The organism is Hoylesella timonensis S9-PR14, from assembly GCF_000762405.1.
Classification (GTDB): Bacteria; Bacteroidota; Bacteroidia; order Bacteroidales; family Bacteroidaceae; genus Prevotella; species Prevotella timonensis_A.
In genome coordinates this window covers 1-13,638 of record NZ_JRPQ01000085.1, presented here as the reverse complement: position 1 = coordinate 13,638, position 13,638 = coordinate 1, and the positions used below count along the sequence as shown (strand labels likewise).

Here is a 13,638-nt window from a genome sequence, read left to right as displayed (position 1 = left end):
GGCATACTTTGAAAGAATTTAAGATTTGTTAGTCCTTTTATCAAAACACAGAAAAATTACACAACAAAAATGTTATTTTGAGGTGTTTGTCGTTGTCAGTGTGTAACAGCCCTCAAAAGTTACGCAAGGAGTGTCGTAACCGTATGGTGGTAGGGGAGTACGGCTTGTGCGTCCGCCCAACCAAGATGTAACATCAATTTAATAGGCGTTTGATTGGCCGCACGAATCGTGTGCCTCTACACCTCAGCACAAGCGATATGTTGGTGTTTTCATGCTTTTCTTTGTACATTCACAAGTCAATATTCGTTTGGAGAAATCGTACTATATAGGCATAATCCTGTTGTTTGTATGTTAATAAACGTTTAATTTGTAAATTTCTATTTGGAAAAATTTGCTAAAATTGCAGGTTTAGCTTATTTTTGCAAAATACGATTATTCGACAAACGCTTATAGTTTATTCTGTAATGAGGACGTTGAACTTTTGTAGTGTTTGTTTTTATTCGTAAAAGTTATGAATAATAAGTGAATGATTTGAGAAGACTTTAACTTAACAATGAGGTTATGAAACAAAGATTAACAATGTTGCTTGTAAGTTTGTTTCTCTGTGTAGGATTGGCTAATGCCCAGACACAGATCAATGGTACTGTTACATCAGCTGATGATGGGCAGCCAGTGATTGGGGCATCGGTTATGATCACAGGAACAAAGACAGGCGTGGTAACTAACGTAGATGGTAAGTTCTCGCTTACTTCTAACAAAAAGAATCCTATGATTACGGTTTCGTACATAGGAATGAAGTCACAAACCTTGCACGGTACGCAAAACATGCGGATCGTATTGCACTCGGATGCACAGAAAGTAGACGAAGTAGTGGTGACTGGTATGCAGAAGATGGACAAGCGTCTCTTCACTGGTGCGGCTACTAAGGTGGATGCTGAGAAAGCTAAACTTGATGGTGTTGCCGACATTAGTCGTTCACTCGAAGGACGTGTGGCAGGTGTTAGTGTGCAGAACGTATCGGGTACTTTCGGTACGGCACCGAAGATTCGTGTGCGTGGTGCTACCTCTATTTATGGTAGCAGTAAGCCGCTTTGGGTGGTAGACGGTGTCATTATGGAAGATGTAACCGAGGTAGATGCCGACCAGCTGTCGTCTGGAGATGCCGCTACCTTGATTAGTTCTGCCATTGCTGGGCTTAACTCGGATGACATTGAGAGCTTCCAAATTTTGAAAGACGGTTCGGCTACCTCTATCTATGGTGCGCGTGCGATGGCGGGTGTGATTGTCGTTACCACCAAAAAAGGTAAGGTAGGAACAACACGCATTAACTATACAGGTGAATTTACATCGCGTCTGAAACCCAGTTACAGTCAGTTCAACATCATGAACTCACAAGAGCAGATGGGTATTTATCGTGAAATGGAGGCAAGCGGATTGATTTCGTTTGCTCGTACCTATCGTGCGTCATCAAGCGGTGTCTATGGTAAGATGTACCAGTTGATGAATACTTACGACTCTACTACAGGAAAATTCTTGCTGCCACATACACAAAAAGGTATGAACGACTATCTGATGAAGGCAGAAATGAGAAATACCAACTGGTTTAACGAGTTGTTTAGCAGTGCTATTTCCATGAACCACTCGGTGAGTGTGTCGAGCGGAACAGAGAAAGCACAATATTATGCCTCGTTCAGTATCATGGATGATCCGGGATGGACAGAACAAAGTAAGGTGCAACGTTATACCGCCAGCACCAATGCCTTATTTAACTTGAGCAAGAAGGTGTCGTTGAACCTCATTAGCAACGCTGCCTACAGAAAGCAAAAGTCGCCAGGAGCCTTGAACCAGCATGTAGATGCTGTTACGGGAGAGGTGAGTCGTGAATTCGACATCAACCCTTATTCGTATGCCATTAATACTTCAAGGGCGTTGGATCCAAATGAATACTACACAACTAACTATGCGCCTTTCAACATCCACAATGAGTTGGCTAACAACTTTATGGACTTCGATGTGATTGATATGAAGATTCAAGGCGAATTGAAGTACAAGCCCATTACGAAAGTAGAATTGGCTGTCTTGGGTGCTTATAAGTTCTCTACCACAACACAAGCTAATCAAATCAGAGAGAACTCGAACATGGCTATGGCTTTCCGTGCCATGGACGATGCCACCATGCGTGATAACAACCCACGATTGTACAAAGACCCTGACAAACCTAACTCTTTGCCTTTCTCAGTATTGCCCAATGGCGGTTTCTATCGCGAAACAAAATATAAGATGAACAGCTGGGACTTCCGTGCCACAGCAAGCTATAATGATGTGTATGCCAACGACCATATCGTGAACTTGTTTGGTGGTATGGAAGTGAACAACACCGATCGTAGCCGCAGCTACTTCAATGGTGTGGGTATGCAGTACGACATGGGCTACTTAGGAGCATACGATTATAACTACTTCAAGCAAGCCAGCGAGGAAAATGATGTGTATTACAGTTTGGGTAATGGTTACAACCGTGAGGTGGCTTTCTTCGCTACGGGTACCTATTCTTATAAGGGACGTTATACCATTAACGGTACCACCCGTTATGAGGGTAGCAACCGATTAGGAAAAGTGCGCAGTGCACGTTGGTTGCCTACATGGAACGTGTCTGGAGCATGGAACGCTCACGAAGAAGCATGGTTTGGCGATGCATTCAAGAATACATTGACGCATGCTACGCTCAAGGCATCATACTCACTCACCGGAGATAAACCTGCCACGATTAACGCACAGCCCATTATTGAGAGCTTTAACCCATGGCGTCCGTTTGCAACAGATAAAGAGTCGGGACTCGAAATGTACGATTTTGCCAATCCTGATCTGACCTATGAAAAGAAACATGAGTTGAACTTGGGCATTGACTTAGGTTTCTTGAACAACCGATTGAATGTGACTTTTGATTGGTACACTCGTAACAACTACGACTTGATTGGTCCACGTACAACCAATGGTACCAAGGGAACTATTACAGAATATGCCAACGTAGCATCCATGAAATCAAACGGTGAAGAGTTTGCCATTACCAGCAAGAACATTGTTACCAAGGATTTCCAATGGACTACCGACTTCATCTTCTCACATGTGAAGACCGAAGTAACCGACCTTGACAACCGTAAGCGTTTCATCGACATGGTTACTGGCTCTGGATTTACCATGAAGGGTTATCCATACCGCTCACTCTTCTCTATTGACTTCCAAGGATTGAACGCGAGTGGTGTGCCTACATTCCTTAACCAAGACGGTAAATTGACAACCAGTGATTTCAACTTCCAGTCACGCGTGTTAGATTACTTGAAGTATGAAGGTCCTACCGATCCTACAGTCACAGGTTCGTTTGGCAACGTATTCTCATACAAAGGCTTCCACCTCAACGTGTTTGCTACTTATGCCTTCGGAAACAAGGTGCGTCTGGATCCTGCATTCTCTTCTTATTACTCTGATTTGGATGCGATGCCAAAAGAGTTCAAGAACCGATGGACAGTGGCAGGCGATGAAGCAAAAACGAATGTTCCAGCTATTGCAGACTTGCGAACGATGCAGGGTGATACTAGATTGGGATATGCTTACAATGCCTACAACCGCTCTACGGCACGTGTAGCAAAGGGCGACTTTATCCGCATGAAGGAAATTTCGCTGGCGTATGACTTCCCACGCCACTTGCTCACTCCGTTGCATCTTAACACACTTAATCTAAAATTACAGGCCACAAACCTCTTCTTGCTCTACGCAGACAAGAACCTCAACGGACAAGATCCTGAGTTCTTCAACGTGGGTGGTGTTGCCGTACCTATGGCACGCCAGTTGACATTGACGGTGAGAGTTGGTCTTTAACGCATAAAGAAGTACACGATATGAAAAAAATAAGTTTTTTATTATGTATCGCTTTGGTAACTTTGAGTCTCACAACCGCTTGTGATGACTATTTGGACACACTGCCCGATGACCGTGCCGAAGTTGATAATTTAGACAAGGCTGCCAGCTTGTTGGTGACGGCTTATTCAACACAGTCGCCCAATTTCGTCATGGAGATGAGTAGCGACAATGTCCTTGATAATGGTAGACTGTATAATGCTCAAATAATACAGGAGGAAGCTTATCGCTGGCAAGATGTGACTGTTACTTACAATGATAGTCCTCGTAGCGTTTGGAACAATGCGTATGTTGCCATTGGTACAGCCAACGAGGTGTTGGCTTCACTCGAAAAGTTGCCAGACAGCGAGAAACTACAGGCTATCAAGGCAGAGGCTTTGCTGTGCCGTGCTTTCGCAATGTTCCGTTTGTCTAATATGTTCTGTATGGCATACGACCCAACGAAAGCCGATAAGTATTTAGGACTACCTTATCCTAAGGAGCCTGGTGTCACTGTGCCTACACGTGGAACTTTGAAGCAATTGTATGAAAACATCAGTGCAGACATTGAGGCGGCTTTGCCTAAAGTGAGCGATGCACACCTGAAGGTGCCTAAGTATCACTTCAATACAACAGCGGCTTATGCCTTTGCTGCTCGCTTCAACTTGTTCTATCACAACTACGACAAAGCCATTGCTTATGCAGATAAGGCTCTGGGCGTAGCTCCCACTTTCCGTGCTGTAGACACGTATAAGAGTCTTGGTGGAGTAGATGAAATAGGCAATGCGTATGTGCGTTCTGGTGATAAAGCCAATCTTTTGCTCATGACAGCCTTTTCTTCGTCAGGTAGAGCTATGTGGCATCCACGTTTTATCCGTTTTAATCACGGCCTCCCTATTGTGAGCAACGAAACCTTTTGGGCAAAGATGCCTTGGGGAAGTGGTTCTGATGATAATACACTGTATGAATCGCATTTGTTGTATGGACCTAGTCAGCAAGTGAATTATCCCAAGATGGAAGAAATGTTCGAGGTAACCGACAAGGTGAATCAGACAGGTTTGGCACATACTATTGATGCAGTTTTCACTACTGAGGAAACACTGTTGGTACGTGCTGAGGCTTACGCCATGAAGAAAAATTTTGCTGGTGCCATTGCCGACATCAATACTTGGATTACTGCTCACTGCGCACCACAAACCAAAAAAGCCATTCGCCCAGTGTTAACCGAGAAGTCTATCAACGATTTTTGGGGTGATAACAAGGTGACTCCTGTTGTACCCGATACCATTAAAACGGATAGAGATAGAGGTGTAAAGAAACCATTGCATCCACAAGGATTTAAAGTTGAAAAAGGAACGCAAACCAACTTGATTTACATGATACTGCAAATGCGCCGTTTGGAAACATGGCAGCAAGGTCAACGTTTCCAAGACATCAAACGTTATGGTCTTGTAATTTGTCACAATATTGATGGTGAAAATCCACTCATTTTCAAGTCTGGTGATTTGCGCGGAGCCATTCAGCTACCTGCCGATGTGATATCAGCTGGCTTGGAACCAAACCCAAGAGAGAACACTAACGAGAAAAAATAATAGAATTATGAAATACATCAAAATATTAATGTTCGCAGGGATACTTTCGGCAGCCAGTGCTTGTACCACTGACGAGATAAACTCCGATAGTATTTTCAAGAATAAAGAAATTGTGCAGACAGATTTTGACAAGTGGTTGACGAAGAACTTTACAGATCCGTATAACGTCCAGTTCAACTATCGCTACATTGACAAACTGTCGGACAATCGTTACAACGTAGTGCCTGCCGATGAAGAAAAATCTAAAGTGATTGCTCAATTGGTGAAGCACGTGTGGCTTGATGCTTACAAAGAAGTTGCAGGCGAGCCTTTTATGAAGCAAAATTGCTTCCGTGTAATGCAACTTATTGGTTCGCCCGAATATGACGGACAAAACAAAATTGTACTCGGTACTGCTGAGGGAGGATTGAAAATCTTGCTGTTCCGTATTAACGAGCTTGATCCTACAAATATCTATGTCAATCAAGATAATCCTTATGCCAACAAACGCAGTAAACCATTGGATCTAAACCATTGGTACTTCCATACGATGCACCATGAGTTTAGCCATATCTTACACCAAAAGAAGAGTTATTCTACAGAGTATCGCACTATTTCGGCTGGTAAGTATCATGCTGCTGACTGGGTAAACGTCAAAGATGAGGATGCTGCTGCCGATGGTTTTGTTACAGGGTATGGAAGTTCTGAGCCAAATGAAGATTTTGCAGAACTTTATTCTACCTACGTTACCTATACTGATGAGGCATGGCAGAATATCTTGGATCACGGAGTAGTAGTGAAGAAAGATGCCTCTGGTGCTGTTATTTATGCGCGAGACAAGAATGGCGATTACGTGTATCAAAAAGATGCTAAAGGTAATAGAATCTTGGAAACTGATGCAAATGGAGACCTTATTCCTGTAACCGATGCTAATGGCAATGTCGTATATGCGACAGATAAAGACGGAAAATATGAATTCTTTAAAGATGAAAAGGGTAATCGCATTCCAATGTATGAAATCCATCAGAGGCTGGGAGTACATTACACCATGACAGATAAAGGACTTACACCTTATTTTATCTTTAAGGGGAATGCGTACCCTTTAACCGTGGCAGCAGGAGAACCTGTATATCAGCGTACGGCAGATGGAGAAATCGTTTATGATAAAGACGGTAATCCACAGCCAGAGTATTTTAGAGTACCCCAATTCGAGTATCTGAAACAACCCGAGGTAGATACGTTCGGGCGCGATGCCATTTTGAAGAAACTTGCTATCATGAAGAGTTATTTTCAGGAATCGTGGGGCATCGACTTGGATAAGTTGCGCAGCGTAGTGCTTCGTCGTTCAAAGGAAGCTTCTACACTGGATTTGAAAACACTTAAATAAGACAGTTTTATGAGAAAAGTATTAAATATATGGTTCTTGTTGGTGGCTCTTGTTGCAATGGCCTCCTGTCAAAGAGAAATGGACGATTTGTTCGACAAATCATCATCAGAACGTATCGAAGAAGCCATGTCTAATAGTGCAAAGGTTTTAACTTCTGCATCTAATGGTTGGGTCATGGAATATTATGGTGGAAGTCAATATGGAGGTTATAATGTAATCTGTAAATTCAAACCTAATGGAGAGGTGACAGTAGCCAGCGAGGCAGGTAAGCCTGATGCTACTTTTATTTCGCATTACAAGATTGATCAGAGTCAAGGTGTTATCCTTTCTTTTGATAGCCACAATCCATTGATTCACTTCTATTCAGACCCACACAATCCAAATAACATTGGAGATGACGGTAATGGTATGAATGGCGACTTTGAGTTTCGTGTGCTAAAAGCAGCTGCCGATAGTGTCATCCTTGTTGGTAAGAAGCACAGAGCCCGTATCCTAATGACACCAATGGCAAAGGATATGAAATGGGATGCATATCTTAAGAAGATTGCAGAAGTAGAGAAGGCAATGCGCTTTAAATTTTATAACTTTGTTGTAGATAAAGATGCAAAACTTCTTTCTCCTTCTTATCGTACCTTTGCTATTCCTAACGAGGTAGATGGAAATAGTGTAGATGTTATCTGCAATTACATCGTTACACCAAAGGGACTAAAATTTTATAAGCCTTATACAATCAATGGTAAGACCTTGACAGGCTTCAAATACACCAATGATGGTAAATTTAAGTTCCCCGAGTTTGTAAATTCTGAGATATCGTTGAATGGTATTAAAATCCCATTAAGTCAACAGGTCGTTTCATTGAGTTGGTACATGAAGTATAGTACCATGGGAAAATTAGGCGAACAATTTTGGGATAAGATGCCTGATATACAAGACCAGTTAGGTGAGGATTTAAAATTAGCAGCATTAGAAAAATTGAATGGCAAGTTTGGCTTTGTTTTCATAAGCGGAAAATATCAGGGCTGTATGTATATGGACTATAAAATTATTGATGATACACATATCCAGTTGTGGGGAACTGGGAAAGGTGATGGCAATGGTGGATGGTATGCAAAGAATGCTCTCTTTTATAACTATGTAGCTCCTTTCGGTTGGGGAGATGTAAAGAGAACATTTAAGATTGAGGGTGATGATTTGCAGTACACCACAGAACTTATCTTGACAGATGTAGACAATCCCGACAATGTCATTCATCTATATTCATCAAAGATTTCTAATCCTTTGGATCATTAAGGAAACAACATTATGTTGAATACTTAATTGATAACATCAAAGTGCATTTCCAACATTAATGGAAATGCACTTTTTAGTTATTCACTGCTAAGACAAAAAGGAGAAATCACCATGCTTATAGGAGTATCTTTCAGTAATGAGGGGTAGAAAGTTGATGTGATTATAGTTCAGACTTGTTCAAAATTGTTGAGTGATGGAAAAGAAAGAAATGTAAGGCAAGGAGAAATCTGTTGAATGGCGAGGGCTTACTTTGTAGAATGATAAAAACAAAGATTTTCAGTAGGATTCTGTTTCTTAATGCTTAGCAAATCAGATTTAATGTTTACCTTTGCTTTTAGAATATGGAAGTTTGCGTATTGAAGAAGGCTTGATGCTTTTGGTTGTGCGAGCTTCACAAAAATAACATTACATGAAGTTAGTCAGACCCAAGAAAAATTTAGGCCAACACTTCCTCACCGATTTGAGTATTGCAAAGCGAATTGCTGATACGGTGGATGCTTGTCCAGATATACCCGTTCTTGAAGTAGGACCAGGGATGGGCGTGATGACCCAGTATTTGGTGGAGAAGCCTCGTGAAATCAAAGCTGTTGAAATTGATAGAGAGTCGGTAGCGTTCCTGCATACCCACTTTCCAAAACTGCAGGGCAATATTATAGGTCAGGATTTTCTTCGCATGGATTTGCAAGAAGTCTTTGAGGGACGTCCTTTTGTCTTAACGGGGAATTATCCTTATGACATCTCCTCCCAAATCTTTTTCAAGATGCTTGAAAACAAAGAGCTCATTCCTTGCTGCACAGGAATGATACAACGAGAGGTGGCTTTGCGCATTGCTTCGGAGCCAGGGCATAAGGCTTACGGCATTTTATCAGTATTGATACAGGCTTGGTACGATGTGGAATATCTTTTCACTGTTGATGAAGATGTGTTCAATCCGCCCCCCAAAGTAAAAAGTGCAGTTATCCGAATGACTCGCAATGCAACCACTGATTTGGGATGTAATGAGCAATTGTTCAAACGATTAGTGAAAGCCGTCTTCAATCAACGTCGAAAAATGCTCCGTGTAAGCCTGCGACAGCTATTTACGGGCAACAATGCCTCAGCCGAGTTTTATGCGGGAGAGTTGATGACCATGCGCCCCGAGCAACTCTCTATCCAACAGTTTGTTGACCTGACCAATCGGGTAGAGGTAGAATTGCAACGAGTTCAGGCTTCTAACCAGTAACCCTCCTTCAAATCAACATCAAGGAACGGAAGGTAGGAAGCGAAGAATACTCAGCTGCTGTCACCTGAAATGCTCGCTGCAGGTGGGATATGCGAACGCACAACTCCGTCAGTAGAAACCATGGCGAGTGTACTCGTGATGGATATTTTGCAGTTTGCTCTCTTTGATTGAGCCGATTCGACTGGACGATTGTAAGCTGTTCATCCAGCTGCCTCGCCTTTTTCCGCTTCCATAATTATTTCTACGAAACAGTTGTATAATTCGGAATAAATCCCTATTTTTGCATAAGGTAGGCTGCGCCTCAACAAAGAAAGTAAACTTTCTCTGTCTTCGGCTTGCGCTACCTTTGCATAAGATAGGCTGCGCCTCACCAAAATAAGTAAACTTTTTTTGGTTTCGGCTTGCACTATTTTTGCATATACAGGTTGTTGAAACGTCCTTTTTATGGATGAATTTTCTTGAACAGCCTCCATTTTTGAAAACAATAAAACTAATACAATACAGAATATGATAGACGTAAATGCTACATTGAAAGAGGCAGAAGAGCGTATGCAAATGGCTGCCACGTACTTAGAAGAGTCTTTGAGCCGCGTCCGCGCAGGACGAGCAAACGTAGCTATCTTGGATGGAGTCATGGTAAACTCGTATGGTTCCATGGTACCACTTAACCAAGTTGCAAACGTTTCGGTACCCGATGCACGTACCATCGCCATTAAACCTTGGGACAAAAAAGCCATCAAGGACATTGAAAAGGCGATTATGGACTCTGATGTGGGTATTACTCCCGAGAATAACGGAGAGATTATTCGCTTAGGTATTCCACAACCCACCGAAGAGCGACGTCGTGACTTGGTGAAGCAATGCAATAAAATTGGTGAGAAAGCCAAGATAGAAGTGCGTAACGTGCGTTCCGAGATTAAAGACAGACTGAAGAAAGCTGTTAAAGATGGGCTTTCAGAAGATGCTGGAAAGGATGCCGAGAATGAATTGCAGAACGTTCACGATAAATATATCAAGAACGTAGACCGTCTGCTTGAGGAGAAAACAAAAGAAATAATGACCGTCTAAAAGCAATGTGTTGGCGAATGGAAAAGCAAACAAACCGCTTGTCCATTCGTCAATTTCCTTGCTTTCTTTTTACACATCAACTTGAATCACATTCATGCACGGATTGGTTGTTAAGAATACGGGTAGTTGGTACACCGTAAAGACAGACAGTGGACAACTGATAGATTGTAAGTTAAAAGGTAACTTTCGTCTCAAGGGCATACGCAGCACTTCGCCCGTAGCCGTTGGTGACTTTGTGCAAATAGTTACCAACGCTGAGGGTACGGCTATGATTACGGCAATTGATGACCGAAAAAACTATATCATTCGCAAATCCCCCAATCTGTCAAAACAAAGCCAAATTATTGCTGCCAATCTTGACCAAGCTTTTTTATTGGTCACCATTAAATATCCCGAAACATCTACTATTTTTATCGACCGCTTCTTGGCTGGGGCAGAGGCTTATCGCATACCCGTGGTTTTGGTTTTTAACAAGACCGATTTGCTGAATGAAGAGGAGCACCATTATCAGCAAATGATGATGAACCTCTATGAAACCATCGGCTATCATTGTGTTGAAATCTCCGCAGAGACCGGTCAAGGAATGGAGGTTATCGATGCACTGTTGGCTCAAAAAGTAACCCTATTGAGTGGAAACAGTGGGGTAGGAAAGTCTACACTCATCAATGTACTCATCCCTCATGCCGAACAACGCACCGCCGAAATTAGTGATGCGCATGGCACAGGCATACACACCACCACCTTTAGTGAGATGATCGCACTTCCGCACGGTGGTTATGTGATTGACACGCCAGGTATCAAAGGCTTTGGAACTTTTGATATAGAGCCAGAAGAACTGACCAGTTATTTTAAGGAAATCTTTGCCTTTTCGAAAGATTGCAAGTTCAATAATTGTACCCATACGCACGAACCGGGGTGTGCAGTGCGCACGGCTGTCGAAAACCATTATATCTCCGAAAGTCGCTACCAGAGCTACCTTAGCATGCTGGACGACAAGGAAGAGAATAAATATCGTGAACCCTATTAGCCAAATACTCTCTGCAACTCTTCTTACCTCTTTGCCCTTTGCAATCTACTGCATTGCTATCACCCAACTGTTCCAAAGGCTTATGGCTCTAAAGTGATAGCGTTCGGTTTTCAATCCCTTGTTCTTTATTTTTTCATCTATCATGAGAGGGAGTCTGTATCAACAATCATGTTCCCTTTGCCTCCTTCGACAAGACAGTCTGAGAGTCGATGAGCTGTCTTTTTTCACCTTCTTTTCACACGTATGAATTTTTAGTTTCAACCATTAAGCTTTTGCTAAAAATGCTTTGTAGACTTGGCACGTTCCATGATTTTTTGTATATTTGTGTCATCCTTCACCTACTAATTTAATGATGATTATGGAAAATAAGGAAGTAAATTTTGTTGGGATGAGCATCAACGGTTTTGTGATGTTGCTTGTCTTTTTTGTGCTTTTAGCCATTGGTATCTGTTTGTTTGTCATGGGCATCAATACCAGCGACGCCCTCTCCGTGATAGGCAGCGTGCTTTTTGTTTTAGACTTAATCCTCTTGGCTGGTTTTGTACAGATAGAGCCCAATGAAGCCAGAGTAATGATGTTCTTTGGAAAGTATAAAGGCACCTTTAAGAAAGTTGGCTTCCATTGGGTGAATCCTTTTATCACCACAAAGAAACTATCGCTACGCGCACGTAATCTGAATGCCGAACCCATTAAGGTTAATGACAAAGTGGGCAATCCTGTGATGATTGGTTTGGTGTTGGTGTGGCGCTTGAGAGATACCTACAAAGCGATTTTTGAAATAGATTCGCAAACTATGGCTAACGGTATGCAGGGAGAAACGCTCAAAAATGTGAATTCAATTATGCGCGCCTTTGAAAATTTTGTTATGATTCAAAGTGAAGCAGCACTTCGACAAGTCGCTGGTCAATATGCTTATGATTCGAATGAAGTTGATAAAGATGAAATCACTTTGCGCGATGGTGACGAATCCGTCAACAAGGAATTGGAAACGAAGTTAGCAGAACGTTTGCAGATGGCAGGTATCGAAGTGATAGAGGCACGTATCAATTACCTGGCTTATGCGCCCGAGATAGCAGCTGTGATGCTACGACGTCAGCAAGCTGATGCGGTGATTATGGCGCGTGAAAAGATTGTAGAGGGCGCGGTATCTATGGTAAAAATGGCTGTCGATAGACTCTCGTCAGACCAAGTTGTTAATTTAGATGATGACAAAAAAGCTGCCATGGTAAGTAATTTAATGGTGGTTTTGTGTAGTGATGATACAGTTCATCCAGTTGTAAACACTGGAAATTAAGATAGTTAGCTAAGATGGAAGGTGCCGTTTATTGCTTTCTACAACACTTATCTCTTTGAAGCAGTAAGTGTAGAATCATACGTTGAACACTATCACCAACTATAAAAATGCCAAGAAAGACAAATATCTCTCTTGGCATTTTTGTGTTTTACACTCTTTGTAAGCGCAGTCTTACTGAACCAACTTTAAGTCTGTATTAGTTCCTTCACCTGCTTCTTCAAAATCTTTAGATACTAAACGCAGGGTTGTGTCATCGAGTTTGAGGAATGTAACCGAGTCTTCCTTGTGTTCCTGAACACGAACATACTCTTTACCATTGTGCTGAATGAGGTGTGCAATACCCGTGGTTCGAGCCATCGTTTCTGTTCCTTTAGGGGTAACGGCTACTTGTTCGTAAGCAAACTCTGTGATAGAATCTCCATAAAGTTTCAGGCTGTACTTGTATGTACCGTCAGCGGCAGGACCTTCACCAGCATAAGCCATGGTATCTGTGTTTACTACCGTTGCAGAATCTAATGCTGCATCTTGAGAATCTCCTGCGGTTGACTTCTTTCCGTTTGATTGACATGCAGCAAGCATCAAGCCAGCTGCAAACATAATAGCTAATTTTTTCATTTTTATCTTCGTTAATTTAATAATGATATAATAACTCAAATGTACGAATTATATTTTATATATCCAAGTTAAATGTCATAAAATTACTTATGAAGGTACGAGGCTTACATGAAGAACGGTGGTTTGTGATGAAAAATTATCTTTTTTCTCTTGTTTCAACAACAATGCGAATGCGATGAAACGGCTGCTGCTTTTTTGGTTAAGGTAGGAGTTGTTTTTGTCCTATTATTTTACCAAAAAACGACCATCTAAAATCTTCAAAATAGAAAAAAT

The 13,638-nt window shown here is 41.9% G+C and carries 10 protein-coding genes; 8 read left to right on the top strand and 2 right to left on the bottom strand.

Going from position 1 to position 13,638, the window contains the following annotated elements; all coding sequences use genetic code 11:
* Positions 1-561 precede the first annotated feature (561 nt).
* The 5 genes from HMPREF9304_RS05790 (at position 562) to rsmA (ending at position 9,361) form a co-directional block, all read left to right on the top strand.
* Positions 562-3,873 (top strand): SusC/RagA family TonB-linked outer membrane protein, encoded by a 3,312-nt coding sequence (locus HMPREF9304_RS05790; RefSeq protein WP_036927322.1) that lies wholly within the window; start codon positions 562-564, stop codon positions 3,871-3,873.
* A gap of 20 nt (positions 3,874-3,893) precedes the next feature.
* Positions 3,894-5,483 (top strand): RagB/SusD family nutrient uptake outer membrane protein, encoded by a 1,590-nt coding sequence (locus HMPREF9304_RS05785; protein ID WP_036927321.1) that lies wholly within the window; start codon positions 3,894-3,896, stop codon positions 5,481-5,483.
* Positions 5,484-5,490: 7 nt separating this feature from the next.
* Positions 5,491-6,849 (top strand): zinc-binding metallopeptidase, encoded by a 1,359-nt coding sequence (locus tag HMPREF9304_RS05780; RefSeq protein ID WP_036927320.1) that lies wholly within the window; start codon positions 5,491-5,493, stop codon positions 6,847-6,849.
* A gap of 9 nt (positions 6,850-6,858) precedes the next feature.
* The gene (locus tag HMPREF9304_RS13800; RefSeq protein WP_052045936.1) at positions 6,859-8,139 is read left to right on the top strand and encodes a DUF4302 domain-containing protein; all 1,281 of its coding nucleotides are present in this window, start codon (positions 6,859-6,861) and stop codon (positions 8,137-8,139) included.
* A 409-nt stretch (positions 8,140-8,548) separates the two neighbouring features.
* Positions 8,549-9,361: a 16S rRNA (adenine(1518)-N(6)/adenine(1519)-N(6))-dimethyltransferase RsmA gene (rsmA, locus tag HMPREF9304_RS05770; protein WP_036927319.1), complete on the top strand. Its 813-nt coding sequence runs from the start codon at positions 8,549-8,551 to the stop codon at positions 9,359-9,361.
* A gap of 200 nt (positions 9,362-9,561) precedes the next feature.
* Here the strand turns inward: rsmA and HMPREF9304_RS14375 are convergent, their stop codons facing one another.
* Positions 9,562-9,834, bottom strand: a complete 273-nt coding sequence (locus HMPREF9304_RS14375) for a hypothetical protein (protein ID WP_036927317.1) — start codon at positions 9,832-9,834, stop codon at positions 9,562-9,564.
* A gap of 34 nt (positions 9,835-9,868) precedes the next feature.
* Here HMPREF9304_RS14375 and frr point away from each other — a divergent pair, with 34 nt between their 5' ends.
* The 3 genes from frr (at position 9,869) to HMPREF9304_RS05750 (ending at position 12,750) form a co-directional block, all read left to right on the top strand.
* Positions 9,869-10,429, top strand: coding sequence for a ribosome recycling factor (gene frr / locus HMPREF9304_RS05760; protein ID WP_025071483.1), 561 nt, complete (start codon positions 9,869-9,871; stop codon positions 10,427-10,429).
* A gap of 94 nt (positions 10,430-10,523) precedes the next feature.
* Positions 10,524-11,456: a ribosome small subunit-dependent GTPase A gene (gene rsgA, locus HMPREF9304_RS05755; RefSeq protein ID WP_036927316.1), complete on the top strand. Its 933-nt coding sequence runs from the start codon at positions 10,524-10,526 to the stop codon at positions 11,454-11,456.
* Positions 11,457-11,814: 358 nt separating this feature from the next.
* Positions 11,815-12,750 (top strand): SPFH domain-containing protein, encoded by a 936-nt coding sequence (locus HMPREF9304_RS05750; RefSeq protein ID WP_036927323.1) that lies wholly within the window; start codon positions 11,815-11,817, stop codon positions 12,748-12,750.
* Between the two features lie 171 nt (positions 12,751-12,921).
* Here HMPREF9304_RS05750 and HMPREF9304_RS05745 read toward each other — a convergent pair whose 3' ends face one another.
* On the bottom strand, positions 12,922-13,365 hold the full coding sequence (locus HMPREF9304_RS05745; protein ID WP_025071484.1) for a putative periplasmic lipoprotein: 444 nt from the start codon (positions 13,363-13,365) through the stop codon (positions 12,922-12,924).
* Positions 13,366-13,638 lie beyond the last annotated feature (273 nt).

What these genes read in the sequence shown, in the direction of transcription:
- HMPREF9304_RS14375 (WP_036927317.1), bottom strand. Translation starts at nt 9,834, where the DNA reads ATGGAGGCTGTTCAAGAAAATTCATCCATAAAAAGGACGTTTCAACAA.
- frr (WP_025071483.1), top strand. Translation starts at nt 9,869, where the DNA reads ATGATAGACGTAAATGCTACATTGAAAGAGGCAGAAGAGCGTATGCAA.
- HMPREF9304_RS05750 (WP_036927323.1), top strand. Translation starts at nt 11,815, where the DNA reads ATGGAAAATAAGGAAGTAAATTTTGTTGGGATGAGCATCAACGGTTTT.
- HMPREF9304_RS05780 (WP_036927320.1), top strand. Translation starts at nt 5,491, where the DNA reads ATGAAATACATCAAAATATTAATGTTCGCAGGGATACTTTCGGCAGCC.
- HMPREF9304_RS13800 (WP_052045936.1), top strand. Translation starts at nt 6,859, where the DNA reads ATGAGAAAAGTATTAAATATATGGTTCTTGTTGGTGGCTCTTGTTGCA.
- HMPREF9304_RS05745 (WP_025071484.1), bottom strand. Translation starts at nt 13,365, where the DNA reads ATGAAAAAATTAGCTATTATGTTTGCAGCTGGCTTGATGCTTGCTGCA.
- HMPREF9304_RS05790 (WP_036927322.1), top strand. Translation starts at nt 562, where the DNA reads ATGAAACAAAGATTAACAATGTTGCTTGTAAGTTTGTTTCTCTGTGTA.
- rsmA (WP_036927319.1), top strand. Translation starts at nt 8,549, where the DNA reads ATGAAGTTAGTCAGACCCAAGAAAAATTTAGGCCAACACTTCCTCACC.
- HMPREF9304_RS05785 (WP_036927321.1), top strand. Translation starts at nt 3,894, where the DNA reads ATGAAAAAAATAAGTTTTTTATTATGTATCGCTTTGGTAACTTTGAGT.
- rsgA (WP_036927316.1), top strand. Translation starts at nt 10,524, where the DNA reads ATGCACGGATTGGTTGTTAAGAATACGGGTAGTTGGTACACCGTAAAG.